The sequence below is a fragment of the Taibaiella koreensis genome (genome assembly GCF_003545715.1).
Taxonomy (GTDB): domain Bacteria; phylum Bacteroidota; class Bacteroidia; order Chitinophagales; family Chitinophagaceae; genus Taibaiella; species Taibaiella koreensis.
Map to the genome: position 1 here is coordinate 288429 of NZ_QVNU01000005.1, position 17170 is coordinate 305598.

Sequence of the window (17170 nt, forward strand, 5' to 3'; positions counted from 1 at the left end):
AATATACTACAACGGGCTAGGCCAGGGACTGCATCCGCAGCATATATTTGCCCAAAATATCAAATTCAAGATTGATATCGTCGCCTGCCTGCAGCGCCGCAAACGTAGTATGCGCCAGTGTATAGGGAATGATCGTTACAGAGAACGTATCGCGCCCTACCCCGAAAGCAGTGAGGCTGACACCATTAATGCAGATGGACCCCTTCTCGATCACGAGCGCGGTGAAGGCATCGGGAAAAGCAAACCGGAACAGATGGCTACCTTCCAATGCCTCCCTGCTGAGACAGGTTCCTTTGGTATCCACATGTCCCTGAACGATATGGCCGTCCAGCCGGTCGCCCAGCTTCATTGCCCTTTCCAGGTTGACGGTACGTCCTTCCTGCCATGAGGCGAGGTTGGTTTTTTTCAGCGTTTCTTCGACTGCCGTCACCGTATGTTCCTTATCATCACAGGCTACTACCGTGAGGCATACCCCATCGTGTGCCAAAGACTGGTCTATTTTCAGCTCTTTGCTGATATCGCTTGCTACGGTGAAATGAATATTGGTCCCCTCACGGCTTACCCGGGTTATGGTACCGAGCGTTTCTATTATTCCTGTGAACATCAGGATCGGTTATACTTAAACAGTGAACAATAAAGATCAGGGCCGCACTGCGACTCCCTTGTGATATAGTGTGCTTCCGGCATTGGTGATGGTAAAATCGATCAGTAACGTATCGTTACCCTGGCGCAGGCCTCCGCTCAGCGTATCGGTGTTGTTGCAGATATATTGGCCCGGCGAACCTACCAACAGTGTGTCGACAACAGCCTTCTTATACTTGTCGGCAGTGACCAGGAAGGGCATGGTATTGCCGCACCAGCCGGAAACCGACAGATGCCTCTTGACGGTATCTTCCGTGGATGTGAACACCAGGTTGCGGGTCTGTGATCCCTGAACCGTACCGTCAGGAAAGAATGCTGTATCGGTAAGCACCCAGGCGCCCAGGAAAGAATCTACCGGGTAAGTACAGATGGTACTATCGGGTGTACCCGGAAAGCCCCAGTTGTAATTGACGGCAAGCGGATCGTTGCAATAATGTCGCTTTTTCAGCTCATCGTTGGGCACTCCCGGAGGCGGGTCCTTATACTTGGAGCAGGCATAAAAGAAGGCGGCCATTCCCATAGCCAGCAGCAACAGCGTTCCTTTTACTTTTGTAGACATCATAATGATAACGCAAAGATCAATGTAAAATTTTGTTTGGCCATATAGTTTTTGTGATGCCCGCCCCTTAAGCTTATAGACAGATTTTATGGATGTAATAAAATGAGAATTAAAAAATATTTTTTAAGTGTTGTTGTCAACTTGGAGAATTTAAAAGTATAGTTAAATTTGCATTCTGTTAAGATAGTCTTAGAAATCCTGCTGTCTTTGCTTTAAAATCCACCTTATCCCATGAGAAAAACCTTTACGGTTATGTGTTCCCTATGCCTGGGAACTATGGCTGCGCGGGCACAAAGTATTGGCCCTAGCACAATAAATGCCACCGGAGGTAGCACTGCGATTGCCGGCAACACCTACGAATATGCTATAGGCGAATTGCTGCCCGCTACCCTGAGCGGCCCCGGTATCGTCATCACACCGGGCGTATTGCAACCCAATAAGAAGACAGTCGGCATCGACGATAAACAATTCTTTGCCGGCGCCCTCGACATTTATCCCAACCCTGCCGAAGAAACGATTTTCCTTCAGCCCCGTTTCACAACAGGCGGAACGCTTTCTTATGTCTTGTATGATGTGCTGGGCCGTATGATGCAGCGTAAGGATTGCCCCCTTTCATCCGGCAAGGAAAAACAGTCCATAAGCCTGAGGAGCCTTGCCTCCGGCACCTATTCGCTTGAGGTCAGCTTCAATCAGAAAGGAAAGCTGTATCGCAACGCTTATAAGGTCCAAAAAATCAATTAGTGGCGAACAACCGGTTCTCTAATGCTTTTGCCCTTGGCAGAAGGCGCATTTGTTTGTCTCAATCCCACATTATTTCAATTACTTATCCATTCTATCAAAATGAAAAAACTCCATATTCTCATCCCGCTGCTGGCCCTTTCGCTGCTTTCTACGCGAGGCGCTATGGCACAGGCTCCGGGCAAATTCAACTATCAGGGTATCGCCCGTAACGCCAGTGGCGAGCCACTTTCCGGCCAGGCTATCGCGCTGCGTATTTCAATTCTGGATGGTTCTGCCTCCGGTACCGTCGAATATAGTGAAACCCATTCGGTGAACACCAATACTTATGGCCTGTATAATGTAGCCATCGGTGGCGGCACCGCAGTTTCCGGCGCTATGACCGATGTCGATTGGAGCCTCGGTAATAAATATGTGAAAGTAGAGATCGACCCTGCCGGCGGCAGCAACTATACCGACCTGGGCGCTGCTCAGCTGCTCAGCGTTCCTTATGCCTTATATGCACAAACAGGGGCAACGGGTCCCCAGGGGCCTGCCGGCGCTACCGGTCCTGCTGGCGTCGATGGTGCCAATGGCGTTGATGGCGCTACGGGTCCTGCCGGACCTGCCGGTATAGCAGGTCCTGTTGGTCCCACCGGCCCCGCTGGTCCTGCGGGTACCGCAGGTACCATTGGTCTTACAGGTCCTGCCGGACCCATTGGCCCGGTGGGTGCAACAGGTGCTATTGGTCCCGTAGGTCCTGCGGGCGCTACCGGTGCTGCTGGTCCTGCCGGTGCTACCGGTGCCGCCGGCCCCATTGGCCCTGTGGGCCCAGCCGGTGTGCAAGGTGTAACCGGTCCAGCCGGTCCCGTTGGTCCCGCCGGTCCTCAGGGGCCTATAGGTCCTTCCGGCGGTCCTGTTGGTCCCCAAGGCCCTGCCGGTCCTGTAGGTCCTGCTGGTGTTGCGGGTCCGCAAGGCCCTGCAGGAGCTGTGGGTGCTGCGGGTACTACCGGCGCTATCGGTCCTATAGGCCCTGCCGGAGCACAAGGTCCAGCCGGACCTGTTGGTCCCGCCGGCGCTACGGGCGCCACTGGTTCTATTGGTTTGACAGGGGCTGCAGGTGCAGCCGGTCCCCAGGGTCCCGTTGGTCCCACTGGTGCTACCGGCCCGGCCGGGCCTACAGGTTTGACCGGAGCTTCTGGAGCTGCCGGACCTCAAGGGCCTGTTGGCCCCGCCGGTGCTACAGGTGGCCCAGGAGCTGCCGGACCGCAGGGTCCTGCCGGTCCTGTTGGTCCGCAAGGCCCCGTCGGTCCCGATGCACAGACGCTCAGCATCAGCGGCAATACCCTCACCATTTCCAATGGTAACAGCGTACCGCTACCCTCCGGTGGTGGTGGTAGCGTGAACGGTACTGCAAATTATATTCCGAAATTTACCAGCGCTACTGCTGTAGGAAACTCCAGCATGTATAACGTTAACAACAGTATAGGCATAGGCACTACTACCCCTGGCGCCAAACTGGATATCGTCGCCACCGACACCATCCCTGTTATGACAACATTTAACAGCAGTCTGTACTTTCCAAATGGTGTGATCAGGGCGTTTGACAATACCAATGGCGGTGTGGGGCTCTGGGCCCAGTCGGCTCCGGCGGCAACCAATACCACTACAGGTACCGGCATCATGGGTGTAGGCGGCAATATAGGCGTGCGTGCCTATGGCGAATCCAGCGCCACAGGTACCGTATTCGGTCTCTTTGGCAACTCCTTTTCCGCCGATACCGGCATTGCTGTTTGCGGTCTGGCTACTGTTTACGATCCTAGTTTCCCCGTGCTGGGTGGTGTCAAATATGGCGTCTATGGTCTTGCTGAAGGCGGCGATATCAACTATGGCGTTTATGGTGTGAGCGGTGCAACCAGTACCTTTGGAGTTGGTTATGCCGGTTACTTTGACGGCGATGTGCAGGTAAACGGCAGTCTGGCCAAATCGGCGGGTACCTTTAAGATCGACCACCCGCTCGATCCCGCCAACAAATACCTGTACCACTCCTTCGTGGAAAGCCCCGATATGATGAACGTATACAACGGCAATGTGACTACCGATGCCAGCGGTTATGTTACCGTAACCCTGCCCGACTATTTCGAAGCGTTGAATAAGGATTTCCGTTATCAGCTGACCGTAATCGGCGGCACCTTCGCACAAGCTATCATCAGCAAAAAAGTATCCGGCAATAAATTCCAGATCCGTACCAGCGAGCCCAATACCGAAGTAAGCTGGCAGGTAACTGGTATCCGCCACGATGCTTATGCCGATGCGCATCGCGTAAAGCCTGAAGTGGAAAAAGAAGCGAACAACAAAGGCAAGTACCTGAATCCGGTTGAACTGAAGAAAGACCCGGCGCTGAAGATCAACAAGGCGCCTGTGAATGTAAGAAAGGAAAACCTGTCGAAGACACCTGCGATGATGCGTCGATAAGCTATAGACAATACAAAAAGAGAAGTCAAGTTTTGAAAACTTGACTTCTCTTTTTGTATCAGGTTAATGCTTCTTGGGACATTTCTTACATCGCCTGCCCTCCTTGTACTTTTTACAGCATTTCTTGAATTCGCAAAGCCGGGCACACATCAGGAAAGGTTGCTGCTCCATCTCCCCTGTTTCCATCGCCGGCAGCTCCTTTTTGCTTTCTGCACGCATCGCTATTTATGTTTAAATGATCAATCCAAAACCGGCAACACCCTATGGCTTTTCCCGCTCACGGTTGCCGGATCTGTTCGGAATAATATGTTATTGTTGTCTTTCGACAAGCTCAGAGACCGGTTTAATGCGCATCCAGCCAGTTGCGCCCGGTACCCGATTCGGCCACTACCGGCACATCGTTGGGCAAGGCCAAAGCCGATTGCATATTTTCCAGCACGATGGTCTTCACCTGTTCGATCTCCTGCAAAGGTACGTCGAATACCAGCTCATCGTGCACCTGGAGGATCATACGGGATTTCACACCCGCATCTTTGAGCGCGCGGCCTATTTTGATCATCGCCAGCTTGATCATATCAGCGGCTGAACCCTGGATAGGGGCATTGATCGCTACCCTTTCGGCAAAGCCCCGCACCGTTTGATTGGAGGAATTGATATCGGCCAGCCGTATCCTGCGTCCCATAAGGGTTTTCACATAACCATGCTGCTTGGCGAAGGCTATGGAATTATCCATATACTGCTTAATGGAAGGGTACTCTTTGAAATAATTCTCGATGATCTCTTTCGCTTCAGAACGGCTGATGCCCAGGTTATCGGCCAGGCCGAAGGCAGATTGCCCGTAAATGATGCCGAAGTTGACCGCCTTCGCGTTGCGCCGCTGCTCAAAGGTCACTTCTTCTTCTGTTACGCCATAAACCTTAGCTGCTGTAGCCCGGTGAATATCTTTATTGTCACGGAAGGCTTGTATCATGCCTGTATCGCCGCTGATGGCAGCCACCACGCGCAGCTCGATCTGCGAATAGTCGGCCGAAAGCAATACATGGTCCTCATCACAGGAAATAAAAGCCTTGCGTATCTCACGGCCCCTGTCGGTACGGATGGGAATGTTCTGCAGGTTCGGATTGTTACTGCTCAGACGGCCCGTCACCACTACGGACTGGTTGAAAGAAGTATGGATGCGCCCCGTCTTCGGGTTGACCATCAGCGGCAGGGAATCGGCATAAGTCGACTTCAGCTTGCTGTATTCGCGGAATACCAGGATGCTGTCGACGATCTCGTGCCGGGCACGCAGCTTCTGCAGCACATCTTCGCCTGTTGCATATTGACCGGTCTTGGTCTTTTTCGCTTTCTCGTCGAGCTTCATTTTCTCAAACAGTACTTCGCCCAATTGCTTGGGCGAGGCCAGGTTGAATTCCACACCGGCCAACTGGTATACTTTCCTTTCCGCTTCCCCGATTTCCCGTCCCAGCTCTTTGGAATATTCTTCCAGGAAGCCGACGTCGATCCCCACACCTTCAAATTCCATATCGGCCAATACCGGCACCAGGGGATTTTCTACTTTTTCAAACAACTCCGTCGCACCTGATTGCTCCAGCAATGGTGCGAAAACACCCTTGAGCTGCCAGGTAATATCGGCATCCTCGGCGGCGTATTCCTTGATCAGTGGTAAGTCCACATCACGCATATTACCCTGCCCTTTTCCTTTTTTACCAATAAGCGTTTCGATGCTTACGGGTTGGTACTGCAGGTATTTCATACTGAGCAGATCCATACCCCGCTTACCTTCCGGCTCCAGGCTATAGTGTGCCAGCATGGTATCGAAATGCCGGCCTCTGAGGCCGAGGCCGTAATTTTTCAGCATCAGCAGATCGTATTTTACATTCTGGCCAATCCACAACACATCTTCCCGTTCCAGCAAAGGCCGCAGCTGCTCCAGCAAGTCCTTTAGCTGTTGCTCGTCGGCGCTGCAGGGGATATAATATCCTTCGCCCTTCTTCCAGCTGAAGCTAAAGCCTACCAGTTCGGCGCGCATAGCATCGGTACCGGTAGTCTCCGTATCAAAGCATATTTCATTTTGTTGCTGCGCCGCTGTCAGGAACTGTTGCAGCGCCTCCGGCGTATTGACCAGGTGGTATTCGTGCTCGGTATTCTCTATGGTATTAAAGCCCTCGAGGGAAGCAAACAGATCGCCCTGGCCGGGATCGGGCTGCGTGGCCGGCAATGTAGTCACATCATTACCAAAGAGATCTTTTTGCCCGCTGGCAATAGCCGGGTCGCCCATAGGACGGGCCTCTCCGAAGATACGCTTGCCAAGGGTACGGAATTCCAGCTCGTTGAATACCTCGGTCAACTCCGGTTCGTTCCATTCTTTCAGCCGGAAGTCTTCCTCATGGAATTCGATCGGCACATTAGTAATGATCGTAGCGAGTTTTTTGGACATGATAGCGCTTTCGCGGCCATTGCGGATCTTTTCGCCAAGGGCGCCTTTGATCTTATCGGCATTGTCAAGCACATTTTCCAGGGTATCGTACTCGGCCAGGAGCTTGGCAGCGGTCTTTTCACCAATACCGGCAATACCGGGAATATTATCCACCGCATCGCCCATCAGGCCCAGGATATCGATTACCTGCGCTACCCGGGAAATACCCCATTTCTCGCATACCTCTTTTTCACCTAGTATCTCGAAAGTGCCGCCTTTGTATCCCGGCTTATATATAAATACGTTTTCCCGCACCACCTGGCCATAATCCTTATCGGGTGTGACCATATAGACTGTGTAGTCCTTTTCTGCAGCTTCCAGCGCCAGCGTGCCTACGATATCGTCGGCCTCATAACCATCGAGCTCGAGGCAGGGAATATTAAACCCTTTGACGATACGTTTGATATCGGGAAGCGCGTCCAACAGGTCTTCCGGCGCTTCCTGGCGGTTGGCTTTATAATCGGTAAAATCGGTATGCCGCTCGGTAGGCGCATGCGTGTCCCATACCACAGCCATATGTGTGGGTCTTTCTTTCTGGATAAGATCGAACAGGGTATTGGTAAACCCGAACTGGGCATTGGTATTGCGGCCTTTGCTGGTGAGCCGCGGACTGCGGATCAGGGCATAGTAGGCCCGGTACACCAGGGCCATGGCATCCAGGAGAAAAAGTTTTTTAGGGTTATCCGGCATATGTAGTTGTCTTTTTTGAAGGCTTGCAAAAATACGAAGAAAAGGAACGCGCGGCCGGTTGCCGCTGCCATCATTCATGGTAATTAAGTTTAGCTTTGCGATCACACCAAAACAACCAGAATGATGAAAAGGCACCCTATGAAAACCTGGCTGATCCTGAGCTATATCGGCCTCGCTTCCTGCGCCAGCTACCAGCGCAGCGACCTCTACTTCGGCCGGGATATTCCCGGTGGCGGACAGGTGAGCGAGCAGGAATGGAAAGCATTCAGCGACAGTGTTATCAGCCATTACTTCCCTGAAGGCTATACCGAATGGGAGGCCAAAGGTCGCTGGAAAGACACGAAAACCGGCGAGACCATCACCGAACCAACCAAGGTAGTCACCTTTTTTGGCAAAGCCGGCAAGCAAAGGAGTAACGCCATCGACAGTATTGCGCAGCAATACCTGCGCCGTTTCCGGCAACAGAGCGTGTTGCGTTCAGACATGCGTTCAGGCGTACATTTCCTGAACCAGACACCTTAACACGATTAAAAACGAACAAGCATACGGAACCATACCGTATGCTTGTGTCTATTGAATAAATACCGGAAAGCGCAGGCGGAAGCAACGCTCCGCCGTGGCTACAGATCCAGTGTTGGCCTTATTTTTTCATTGTAATCATTCACTGCGTGCTGGAAGATCTTTTTGGCCAGCTTGGCGCCCTGGAATTCTTCGATCTTCACTACTTTTTTCTCGAGCACTTTATATTCTTCAAAGAACTGGCGTACTTCAGCCAGGAAGTGGGCGGGCAGTTCGTCGATGTCGTTAATGTGTGCTACGCTCATGTCGTTGGCGCACACGGCGATCAACTTATCGTCGGCCTCACCCTGGTCGAGCATCCGCATTACGCCGATGATCTTGGCCGGTACCATGCACAGTGGTTGTATCTCTATCTGCGACAGGATAAGGATATCCAGCGGATCGCCATCATCGCAATAAGTCTGAGGAATAAAGCCATAATTCGCCGGGTAGTATACAGAGGAGTACAGCACACGGTCGAGCATCAACATGCCCGTTTCCTTATTCAGCTCATATTTTGCGCGGGAGCCTTTGGGTATTTCGATGATACCATTGACAAGGTCGCCGGAGATATCACCATAACTAACTGTATGCCAAGGATTAAACTGCATATGAAGGGTATTCTGGGTCAAAGAATCTAGCATAGATGCGTAGAGGTATTTTTTTGAGGCTGCAAAGATAAGGTATGCGGGCAAAGGAAATGATAAAAAAGGCAAAAAATAACCGTTATCTCATTTTCAAAAGGTAAAAAGCCCCTAAACCTGAAGGCCAGAGGCTGTTGATTGTATTTACAGAAGCAAGCGGTATCACGGCTTCAGGGCAACAGGAGAATGGGCGTACCTACGGCGACATAGCGGTACAGCTCTTCCACCTCTTCGTTAGAAACGGCAATACAACCCCAGGTCCAGTCGTGGTAGAGATAGTCCTCAGTGCTGTAGCGTGGCTGATTGGGTAAGCCATGGATCTTGATATCGCCGCCGGTGTCGAGCCCGTGTGTGCGGGCATAGCGGCGGTCGGCAGCATTGGGATAGGAAATGCCCAGGTTGCGATGATAGCTGCTGGCACCGTTTTTGCCATCGATATAATAGAGCCCTTCGGGTGTTTTGTTATCGTTGCGCATACGCTTTGCCCCTTCCGGCGCCGATCCGAGCGATACGATATAGGTCTTTACTTTCTGTCCCCTGCGAAACGCAATCATTTCCCTGTTGCCTTTATAGACCACAAGGCTGTCGACCGGGCCGCGCAATGCCGGTTGGCTGCCTTTAAGCGCTTGCCGCTTCCGTTGCTGAAGCGTTGGTTTTTCATCGGCGCCGGAGGCCTGACAGGAATACAGGAAGCAGGCAGAAGCGAGGCTGCTGAAGAAAATTATTCTTTTGAATGCCTGGGAAAAAGTGGATTTTTGTACCATATCGCTGCTTGTTCTTTAAAGATTATGTACTCCCGTTCACGTATGCCCTTCAAAAAAACAGAGACGCCCGACCTGGATTTTTTCCATAAACTTTTATCGCCTGCACGTGTGCTGACGGACAAAGAGCATATCGACCGGTGTGCCTCCGACGAAACAGAAGACCTGTATTTTCCGCCCGAGATCGTACTGCAGCCCGAAACTACTGAGGAGGTCAGCCGTATTATGGCCTATTGCCACGAGCATCACATTGCCGTTACCCCCAGGGGCGCCGGAACCGGTCTCAGCGGCGGTGCCCTGCCCGTGCATGGCGGCGTGTGCCTGGATATGGGCCGGATGAACCGCATCACCCATATCGATACCGAAAATTTCCTGGTGACCACCGAACCCGGCGTCATTACAGAGGTGCTGCAAAATGCTGTGATGGAAAAAGGCCTGTTCTATCCGGTAGATCCTGCCAGCCGCGGCTCCTGCTTTATCGGCGGCAACGTAGCCGAGAACAGCGGCGGCCCCAGGGCCGTAAAATACGGCACCGTGAAAGATTATGTGCTTAACCTGGAGATCGTGCTGCCCAATGGCGAGATCTTATGGACAGGAGCCAATACGCTGAAAAATGCCACCGGCTACAACCTGACGCAGCTGATCGTGGGCAGCGAAGGCACGCTGGCCGTAGTAACCCGTATCGTGCTGAAGCTGCTGCCCTACCCTGCAGAGAACCTGCTGATGCTCATCCCTTTTCATAATGCAGGCGATGCAGCCAAAGCCGTAAATCAGATCATGCTGGCCGGCTACACACCCTCGGCGCTGGAGTTTATGGAGCGGGATGCGCTCACCTGCGCGCAGCGCTACCTGGACGACAGCAGCATTGTCATTCCCGAGGCCGTGCAGGCACACCTGCTGGTCGAGGTAGATGGCAAAGACAAAGCGGTATTGTTCCGGGAAATGGAGGGCATAGCGGCGCTTATGGAAGGGTTTGATACCGGCGAACTGCTGCTGGCTGAGGATAACAGTCAGAAGGCCGCGCTATGGCGCTTACGCCGGGTCGTAGGTGAGGCGGTGAAGAGCGGCTCGATCTATAAGGAGGAAGATACCGTAGTACCCCGGGCCTGCCTGCCAGAGTTGCTGAAGGTGGTGAAGGATACAGGCAATAAATATGGGTTTTCCTCCGTTTGCTATGGACATGCCGGGGACGGCAACCTGCATGTGAATATCGTAAAAGGAACGCTTTCCGATGATTTCTGGCACAATGGATTGCCGGCCGCCATCCGCGAGATCTTTACTTACGTACATTCAGTAAAGGGAACACTCTCGGGCGAGCACGGCATAGGCCTGGTACAGCGCCCGTATATGGATATCGTGTTCAACGAAGTACAAATGGCTCTGATGCGACAGATCAAGACGTTGTTTGACCCTACGGGCATCATGAACCCGGGAAAAGTAATCTAGGCGAATCCCGAATTCCTGTACCTTTGTACTGTATAACAGACCAAAATACGTTTATGAAAAAGATCGTTTTACTGGCGCTGCTGTTTACCGGCTGGATGACGGCACAAGCCCAGGAAATATACAACAGCACCGGTAAGTCCGGGCAGGCTAAGTACAAGGAAAACCAGCAGAAAAAAGGCTTCGACTTCAACCGTATGGTATTTGGCGGTGGGCTGGGATTGACCTTCGGTACCATTACCAATATTTATGTGGCGCCTTCAATAGGTTACCGCATTACGGATAAATTTGCCGCCGGCGTCACGCTCGGGTACAACTATTACCGCCAGAAAGATGCGTTCCTGACCCAGAACCTGTATACCAGCGAGACCAAATACCTGCCCCTGTCGCAGTCTATCTACAGCGGAAGCATATGGGGCAAATACATTATTATACCCAATATTATGGTGCAGGCCGAATTTGAGCTGAACAACCTCAGCTATTATGATCCGACCATGGGCTACCCGGCCGACAAGGACGGATGGCCTATGCCCGTGAAAAAAAGAGTGACCGTTCCCAGCCTGCTGCTGGGCGCCGGCTACCGCCAGCCGATCGGCGAATACTCCTCTATATTCATTATGGCATTCTATGATGTGTTGCAGGACCTGCCCGGTAATACCCGCACCGATCAGAATGGGGAAAAATACTCGATCAGCCCTTATGCCGATCGCGTCGATTTCAGGGTAGGCTTCACCATAGGTTTTTAAAAGACAATCTATTTTGTTTGGGTCCGCAGCTAACGGTTGCGGACTTTTTTATTAACGGTGCACAAAGCAGCACCGGGACCGGCAAAACCCAGTTGCCGTTCAAACACTTTACACGCCATCAGGCTTATCACACCTATGGTCCGAGTCTTCCGTTTAAAACTTAACCATTACATTTGCTGCTGTCAAGCATTAATTTTAATACGGAATGAACCATCAGCAGATCCTGCTCACGATTATTCTCGCCTATTTCCTGTTGTTGCTGGGCGTGGCCTTTTATACGGCCCGGGGCAGCAACAACGAATCCTTCTTTGTCGGCAACCGCAACAGCAAGTGGTGGCTGGTCGCCTTCGGTATGATCGGCACCTCGCTTTCCGGCATGACCTTTATCAGCGTACCAGGTACCGTGGGCGCGGGCGCCTTCGGCTACTTCCAGGTGGTGATCGGCTATTGGCTGGGCTATTTTATTGTCGCCTATGTGCTGCTGCCGGTATACTACAAAATGCAGCTGACTTCTATTTATACCTACCTGGAGAAACGGTTAGGCGTAAATGCGCATAAGACAGGGGCCTTCTTTTTTATCCTTTCACGCACATTGGGCGCTACCTTGCGGCTATACCTCGTGATCAAGGTGCTGGAACTCTTTGTACTCAAAGACCTGGGGATCTCTTTCGAAGTGACGGCTGTGGTGATCCTGGGACTGATCCTTCTGTATACCTTTAAAGGAGGCGTTAAAACCATTGTATGGACCGATACCCTGCAGACAACCTTTATGCTGCTGGCGCTTATCGTAAGCCTGTTTTACCTGGCCGGAAAGCTCGACTTTTCCCTGGGACAGGCCTGGGCTGCCGTATCGGCAAAAGGAATGACGAAGATTTTTGCCTCGGATCCCCTGCCCGGCAATTTCTTCCTGAAGCAGATCCTGGGCGGCGCTTTCATTACCATTGCCATGACCGGGCTTGACCAGGAAATGATGCAAAAGAATATTAGTGTCAGCAACCTGAAGGATTCGCAAAAGAATATAGTAGTGATGGGTACGTTACAGATGCTGGTCGTCTTTATTTTCCTCTTCCTGGGCGGCGTGCTGGTACTGTATGCATCGGCCAACGGCATCGCGGACAAGGGGGACAATCTTTTCCCTGCCATTGCCTTGCAAAGCCAGCTTCCCTTCTTCATTACAGTTTGCTTCGTGATCGGGCTCATCTCCGCCTTATTTCCCAGTGCCGACGGTGCACTCACGGCCCTAACCTCGTCGTTTTGCATCGATATATTGGGCATGCAGAAAAAGGGACAGGCCGGCAGTAAAGAGAGCCTGGAAAAGAGACAGACCCGGACCCGCCTGATCGTACATAATGTCTTTGCGTTGATTTTCCTCGTGTGCGTGTTTTTCTTCAGGGAAGTTGACAATGGGTCGCTCATAGACATCCTGCTGAAGCTGGCAGGCTTTACTTATGGTCCCCTGCTGGGCTTATTCGCCTTTGGAATCCTTACCCGCCGGACCGTAGCACCCAAATCGCCGCTGATCGTTTGCCTGCTGGCCCTGTGCCTGACCCTGGTGATCGATGTGGTGAATAATTACCAATGGTATGCTCCTAAAATAGGTTTGTCTGAAGAAAGCAAACTGGGCCTGCAGCACTTTTCCGAAAGCATTTTTGGCCAGTATAAGATTGGTGTGGAGCTGCTGATCGTCAATGCGGCCATCACCTTTTTGTTGCTGTTGGCGGCCTCACGTCGTACACAAGAGAAAGGAATTCATTCTCAGGCGGTGGTTGCCTGAGCGATGGAAAGAAAAGGATACGAATAAAAAAGACGCGGTCTGGTTCCGCGTCTTTTCAATTATCTATAGTGGAGTTGATCCCTCTGTCGATCATAGCCTCACACATTGGCCTCAGCGTATCAAAGTCGCCTCGTTTTACTGCGTATTTTCCCTGGTAATGGATCAGCAATGCGCATTGCTCGGCCTGCTCCTGCGTATGGGAACAGATGTCTATCAAGGACTCGATCACCCAGTCAAACGTATTCACCTCATCGTTCCATACGATAAGATGATGCAGCTGCGCATCCAGCACATCGGTATCGAACTCTTCCTGTTTCCAGGGGTTGAATTCCGACATGGTTTTTTGATACGGTTCCATAGTAACGGTCTTTTGCGTTAACGTAAATTGGTTTTTTACGATTTCCGGTACAAAATTAGCAAACAATATGTTTCCCCCGCAACATTTCTTTTCTTTGCAGGCTATGGATTTACCCGCTTTTGTTAAAAAGAGCATGACCGAGCTCAACCGGGCACAACCGGGCGACCCGGCAGCCGCTTCACGGTTCCCGGTACAGGTGGTGCTCGACGATGTGCGCAGCATGCATAATGTAGGCTCAACCTTCCGCAGCGGCGATGCCTTTCACGTACAAGGCATTACACTTTGCGGCTATACACCGCGACCGCCTCATCGTGATATTCATAAAACGGCGCTTGGCGCAACAGAAACAGTTCCCTGGATCTATGAGGAGCAAATAACCACAGCCCTTGAACGGCTGAAAGCCGATGGGTACCGGATATGGGCAGTAGAGCAGCTTCATAACAGTACCTCTCTGCAGGATATTGCTTTTGCAACAGATGAGAAAGTGGCACTGGTATTCGGCAATGAAGTCAGTGGTGTAAGCGAGGCAGCCCTTTCGCTTTGCGACGGCGGTATCGAGATCCCGCAATGGGGCGCCAAGCATTCCCTGAATATTTCGGTTACGGTAGGTATTGTACTATGGGAAATAGCGAGAAGGCGACTGGTGTAAGCTTAAATGTTGAGTTGGCAATTGGCAAAGAACAAGTTGGTATTTGCCTACTGCAAACTGCCAACTTTAAAACTCCTTGGAGCAATAGTTGGCAATGGGCAAAGAACAAGTCGATCATCGCCTACTGCAAACTGCCAACTTTCAACTCGTAGGGAGCAATAGTTGGCAATGGGTAAGTTGGCAATGGGCAGGGAACGGGCTGATCATGCCTACTGCAAACTGCAAACTTTCAACTCGTAGGGAGCAATAGTTGGCAATGATTAAAATTGGCAATGGGAAGGGAACGGGCCGATCATGCCTACTGTCAACTGCCAACTTTAAAATTCCAAAATCTCAATACCCAATACTCATATCTCACACCCCAAAATCACATCAATTCACCGGTACGACAAAATTCTCTATTGCCGGTGGCAGGCACATTTTATCGTTGCAGGTTTGGTATTGTACAGCGCCTTTGATCTTATCACCATGCTTCCCTTTGAAATCGCGGAAAAAGGTAATATTCTTTTCATGCCAGCGAATCGCGCCTTCGATAAACTCCAGCTTTTGGGTCTTCGGCTGCGCATTTTCTTTCCAGTCGCCTACCCATCCGCCCTGTACAGCTTCGGCTGTAAAGCTGGTGGGGATCAGCGAGCCATCTCCGCCCGGGTCTTGGGCCCAGATGTGGTAGCCCGCATCCAAGGTTGCTTTGGCTTCGAAACGATACAGGTCATTGTCCATTTTCTTTACGGAAAATTGCCAGTGAACAGGATTAGGGGTCGATTGCGCTTTCCCGGCAAATGGCATAAAAATCAGGGCAGCCAGCACCGATAAGATCAGTTTCATATCATTTTTTTTAGTCAAAAGATGTTTTTGATTTCTGCTATACCTATAGACGAAATTAGACGCCAATACCCCGGGGTCCGTTTAACACCGGCATAGAAAAAACCCGCCTGGAACAAGCGGGTTCGTCCTATAGCATATTTTGTTTGCAGTCTATTTGGCCGGAGCTTGCTGGCCTTCGCCCTGTTGCTGCTGCCCACCCTGCTGTTGCTGTTGGGTCTTTTGCTGCTCCTTGGCCGCTTTGGCAGGACTGATGATATCGAGTGAGAACACGGTAGCGATGCACAGCACAGCAATGATCGTCATGGTGTACCAGGTGCCTTTTTCCATCACATCGCCCGATTGCTTTACACCCATTACCTGTGTACCCAGGCTGCCGAAAGTGCCGGAGAGGCCACCGCCTTTGGGTTTCTGAACCAGTACGAAAAAGCCGAGCACCACACAGGCCAGGATGATCACAATAATTAATAAACTCGTCATTGTTTATATATCTTTTTGTAAATTTTCAATTTTGGCAGCAAAATAAGCATTTTTTTCAGGATTCTGCAAACTTAATTTTTGGTATATTTCAATGGCTTTCCCTTTCTTGCCCTGCTTTACATAAACTTCTGCCATCGATTCGCTTATCCATTCTTCTTTCCTGGAAATAGAATTTACAGCCATCTCAAATACCTGTTCCGGTATTTCTTCGCTTTCTTCCTCGATAGCCGCAGCCAGCTTTTGCTGCTGCCACATGGCTTTTAATGCCTTTTGCTCGGCTTCTTCTTCTTTTGCCTTTTGATTTTTGGAGCTGATGTGTTTCAACCACTCAGCAAAACTCATGACTACCATTAGCGATTTTTCTTTTTCGTCTTCATTTTCAGGGGTATCTGCGTGAGGTGTACGTACTTCGCTCAGTTCCGGCAAGTCGCCGGATATATGGATACCCTGCTGTAAAAAATAATCTTCGGCCGATACGGGCTGTACCAGCAATGTTTCGTCCGTTATCGACCCGCTGTCTACCCTGGGAAGGTTGTCGCCGGGCGCAGGAAGCGGCAGGGGTTCTGCTTGCGGCTCCGGCTGTGCGGCGGCGGCCAACAGGTTGCCCAGCAACACCGGATTTACAGGGTGCATTTGCTGCAAAATCCATAATTCCTCCGGCCCCTGCTGTGCGCCTATCCATTTCAGATAATGAGCCGGCGCAAAATAGGGATACTCTTTCGCCAGCTGCACCAGCGCCTTAGGCGCTACTTCCTGCAGCTGATGCGGCTCCTGAAGCCATGCCGATATTCTCTCTGTAGTGATCAATTTTTTTATTGTTTTTACTGTCGCAGCAACACTACCAGTTCACAAACGCTTTATTGAATATATCGTCGGCGATCTGGTTGCCGATATCCTCTATTGCCGCGGCTTCGATCGCCTGCAGCTGCTGCTGCGCGTTGAAATCGTAAAAGCGGCTGAAAGATTGCTTAAAGCTGGCCTTTTCGTCCAACCGGTTCTTAAAATCGACCTCAACTGTTATCGTCAACCGGTTTTGCGTCGCCTGAGGCACACCATTACCTACGGTTTGCACGCCGGTAAGGCTTACCGCATAGCCGGTTATCGTTCCTTTAAGATCGTAGTCCGCATTTTCCGCATTGACTGCAGCCAGGCCGGTTTGCGAAAGGATGCGGTTCCGGAGCTTGTCGGTAAGCGTTGTACTCAGCGTTGGCGCTACATTGAGCGCCCGGTTCTCCAGCGTTCTGACGTTGATGGTCTTGCCGCTGATGCTGGCGCCGGTCAGGCTGTAACAACCGCTCAGCAGCGGCAAGAGGCAAATGCTTATTCCCAACAGCCACAAACGGAAATATTTCATAAGGAGGCAAAATTAAGGC

Annotated in this window: 18 protein-coding genes; 7 read left to right on the top strand and 11 right to left on the bottom strand. The window is 51.3% G+C overall.

Going from position 1 to position 17170, the window contains the following annotated elements; genetic code table 11:
• Nucleotides 1–16: 16 nt before the first annotated feature.
• Together DZK30_RS17550 and DZK30_RS17555 are read right to left on the bottom strand one after the other, a co-directional pair.
• Nucleotides 17–604: a riboflavin synthase gene (locus DZK30_RS17550; RefSeq protein ID WP_118975472.1), complete on the bottom strand. Its 588-nt coding sequence runs from the start codon at nucleotides 602–604 to the stop codon at nucleotides 17–19.
• Between the two features lie 36 nt (nucleotides 605–640).
• Nucleotides 641–1204: a hypothetical protein gene (locus DZK30_RS17555; protein ID WP_162903193.1), complete on the bottom strand. Its 564-nt coding sequence runs from the start codon at nucleotides 1202–1204 to the stop codon at nucleotides 641–643.
• 228 nt (nucleotides 1205–1432) lie between these two features.
• Between DZK30_RS17555 and DZK30_RS17560 the strand changes: the two genes are divergently transcribed.
• Nucleotides 1433–1942 (top strand): T9SS type A sorting domain-containing protein, encoded by a 510-nt coding sequence (locus DZK30_RS17560; protein WP_118975474.1) that lies wholly within the window; start codon nucleotides 1433–1435, stop codon nucleotides 1940–1942.
• Nucleotides 1943–2041: 99 nt separating this feature from the next.
• Entirely contained in the window at nucleotides 2042–4393 is a 2352-nt protein-coding gene (locus DZK30_RS25940) for a collagen-like protein (RefSeq protein ID WP_205529480.1), read from the top strand.
• Nucleotides 4394–4456: 63 nt separating this feature from the next.
• Here the strand turns inward: DZK30_RS25940 and DZK30_RS25945 are convergent, their stop codons facing one another.
• Both DZK30_RS25945 and polA read right to left on the bottom strand, forming a co-directional pair.
• Nucleotides 4457–4612, bottom strand: coding sequence for a hypothetical protein (locus DZK30_RS25945; protein ID WP_162903195.1), 156 nt, complete (start codon nucleotides 4610–4612; stop codon nucleotides 4457–4459).
• Between the two features lie 124 nt (nucleotides 4613–4736).
• The gene (gene polA, locus DZK30_RS17570; protein ID WP_118975475.1) at nucleotides 4737–7562 is read right to left on the bottom strand and encodes a DNA polymerase I; all 2826 of its coding nucleotides are present in this window, start codon (nucleotides 7560–7562) and stop codon (nucleotides 4737–4739) included.
• Nucleotides 7563–7682: 120 nt separating this feature from the next.
• Here polA and DZK30_RS17575 point away from each other — a divergent pair, with 120 nt between their 5' ends.
• The gene (locus DZK30_RS17575; RefSeq protein WP_240432946.1) at nucleotides 7683–8084 is read left to right on the top strand and encodes a DUF3574 domain-containing protein; all 402 of its coding nucleotides are present in this window, start codon (nucleotides 7683–7685) and stop codon (nucleotides 8082–8084) included.
• Between the two features lie 98 nt (nucleotides 8085–8182).
• Here the strand turns inward: DZK30_RS17575 and DZK30_RS17580 are convergent, their stop codons facing one another.
• Together DZK30_RS17580 and DZK30_RS17585 are read right to left on the bottom strand one after the other, a co-directional pair.
• On the bottom strand, nucleotides 8183–8731 hold the full coding sequence (locus DZK30_RS17580; protein WP_118975632.1) for an inorganic diphosphatase: 549 nt from the start codon (nucleotides 8729–8731) through the stop codon (nucleotides 8183–8185).
• A 203-nt stretch (nucleotides 8732–8934) separates the two neighbouring features.
• The gene (locus DZK30_RS17585) at nucleotides 8935–9528 is read right to left on the bottom strand and encodes a L,D-transpeptidase family protein (RefSeq protein WP_118975476.1); all 594 of its coding nucleotides are present in this window, start codon (nucleotides 9526–9528) and stop codon (nucleotides 8935–8937) included.
• 42 nt (nucleotides 9529–9570) lie between these two features.
• Between DZK30_RS17585 and DZK30_RS17590 the strand changes: the two genes are divergently transcribed.
• The 3 genes from DZK30_RS17590 to DZK30_RS17600 all read left to right on the top strand — a co-directional run bounded on the left by DZK30_RS17590 (nucleotide 9571) and on the right by DZK30_RS17600 (nucleotide 13488).
• Nucleotides 9571–10971, top strand: coding sequence for an FAD-binding oxidoreductase (locus DZK30_RS17590; RefSeq protein WP_118975633.1), 1401 nt, complete (start codon nucleotides 9571–9573; stop codon nucleotides 10969–10971).
• Nucleotides 10972–11024: 53 nt separating this feature from the next.
• Nucleotides 11025–11714: a hypothetical protein gene (locus DZK30_RS17595; protein WP_118975477.1), complete on the top strand. Its 690-nt coding sequence runs from the start codon at nucleotides 11025–11027 to the stop codon at nucleotides 11712–11714.
• Between the two features lie 205 nt (nucleotides 11715–11919).
• Nucleotides 11920–13488, top strand: coding sequence for a sodium:solute symporter (locus DZK30_RS17600; RefSeq protein ID WP_118975478.1), 1569 nt, complete (start codon nucleotides 11920–11922; stop codon nucleotides 13486–13488).
• A 55-nt stretch (nucleotides 13489–13543) separates the two neighbouring features.
• Here the strand turns inward: DZK30_RS17600 and DZK30_RS17605 are convergent, their stop codons facing one another.
• Complete coding sequence (locus DZK30_RS17605; protein ID WP_240432947.1) at nucleotides 13544–13846, bottom strand: ATP-dependent Clp protease adaptor ClpS; 303 nt, start codon at nucleotides 13844–13846, stop codon at nucleotides 13544–13546.
• A 133-nt stretch (nucleotides 13847–13979) separates the two neighbouring features.
• Here DZK30_RS17605 and DZK30_RS17610 point away from each other — a divergent pair, with 133 nt between their 5' ends.
• On the top strand, nucleotides 13980–14495 hold the full coding sequence (locus DZK30_RS17610; protein ID WP_118975635.1) for an RNA methyltransferase: 516 nt from the start codon (nucleotides 13980–13982) through the stop codon (nucleotides 14493–14495).
• A 372-nt stretch (nucleotides 14496–14867) separates the two neighbouring features.
• On the opposite strand, the gene DZK30_RS17615 is transcribed toward DZK30_RS17610, so the two are convergent.
• From DZK30_RS17615 to DZK30_RS17630, 4 genes are all read right to left on the bottom strand, one after another.
• Entirely contained in the window at nucleotides 14868–15320 is a 453-nt protein-coding gene (locus DZK30_RS17615; RefSeq protein ID WP_118975479.1) for a protein-disulfide reductase DsbD domain-containing protein, read from the bottom strand.
• 150 nt (nucleotides 15321–15470) lie between these two features.
• Nucleotides 15471–15797 (bottom strand): preprotein translocase subunit SecG, encoded by a 327-nt coding sequence (gene secG / locus DZK30_RS17620; RefSeq protein ID WP_118975480.1) that lies wholly within the window; start codon nucleotides 15795–15797, stop codon nucleotides 15471–15473.
• 3 nt (nucleotides 15798–15800) lie between these two features.
• Nucleotides 15801–16604 carry a hypothetical protein gene (locus tag DZK30_RS17625; RefSeq protein WP_118975481.1) on the bottom strand — a complete coding sequence of 268 codons (804 nt, stop codon included), beginning with the start codon at nucleotides 16602–16604 and terminating at the stop codon, nucleotides 15801–15803.
• A gap of 31 nt (nucleotides 16605–16635) precedes the next feature.
• On the bottom strand, nucleotides 16636–17151 hold the full coding sequence (locus DZK30_RS17630) for an LptE family protein (RefSeq protein WP_118975482.1): 516 nt from the start codon (nucleotides 17149–17151) through the stop codon (nucleotides 16636–16638).
• Between the last annotated feature and the right edge of the window lie 19 nt (nucleotides 17152–17170).

Coding starts and splice junctions, on each gene's coding strand:
- DZK30_RS17550 (WP_118975472.1), bottom strand. CDS start 604: ATGTTCACAGGAATAATAGAAACGCTCGGTACCATAACCCGGGTAAGC.
- DZK30_RS17555 (WP_162903193.1), bottom strand. CDS start 1,204: ATGATGTCTACAAAAGTAAAAGGAACGCTGTTGCTGCTGGCTATGGGA.
- DZK30_RS17560 (WP_118975474.1), top strand. CDS start 1,433: ATGAGAAAAACCTTTACGGTTATGTGTTCCCTATGCCTGGGAACTATG.
- DZK30_RS25940 (WP_205529480.1), top strand. CDS start 2,042: ATGAAAAAACTCCATATTCTCATCCCGCTGCTGGCCCTTTCGCTGCTT.
- DZK30_RS25945 (WP_162903195.1), bottom strand. CDS start 4,612: ATGCGTGCAGAAAGCAAAAAGGAGCTGCCGGCGATGGAAACAGGGGAG.
- polA (WP_118975475.1), bottom strand. CDS start 7,562: ATGCCGGATAACCCTAAAAAACTTTTTCTCCTGGATGCCATGGCCCTG.
- DZK30_RS17575 (WP_240432946.1), top strand. CDS start 7,683: ATGATGAAAAGGCACCCTATGAAAACCTGGCTGATCCTGAGCTATATC.
- DZK30_RS17580 (WP_118975632.1), bottom strand. CDS start 8,731: ATGCAGTTTAATCCTTGGCATACAGTTAGTTATGGTGATATCTCCGGC.
- DZK30_RS17585 (WP_118975476.1), bottom strand. CDS start 9,528: ATGGTACAAAAATCCACTTTTTCCCAGGCATTCAAAAGAATAATTTTC.
- DZK30_RS17590 (WP_118975633.1), top strand. CDS start 9,571: ATGCCCTTCAAAAAAACAGAGACGCCCGACCTGGATTTTTTCCATAAA.
- DZK30_RS17595 (WP_118975477.1), top strand. CDS start 11,025: ATGAAAAAGATCGTTTTACTGGCGCTGCTGTTTACCGGCTGGATGACG.
- DZK30_RS17600 (WP_118975478.1), top strand. CDS start 11,920: ATGAACCATCAGCAGATCCTGCTCACGATTATTCTCGCCTATTTCCTG.
- DZK30_RS17605 (WP_240432947.1), bottom strand. CDS start 13,846: ATGGAACCGTATCAAAAAACCATGTCGGAATTCAACCCCTGGAAACAG.
- DZK30_RS17610 (WP_118975635.1), top strand. CDS start 13,980: ATGACCGAGCTCAACCGGGCACAACCGGGCGACCCGGCAGCCGCTTCA.
- DZK30_RS17615 (WP_118975479.1), bottom strand. CDS start 15,320: ATGAAACTGATCTTATCGGTGCTGGCTGCCCTGATTTTTATGCCATTT.
- secG (WP_118975480.1), bottom strand. CDS start 15,797: ATGACGAGTTTATTAATTATTGTGATCATCCTGGCCTGTGTGGTGCTC.
- DZK30_RS17630 (WP_118975482.1), bottom strand. CDS start 17,151: ATGAAATATTTCCGTTTGTGGCTGTTGGGAATAAGCATTTGCCTCTTG.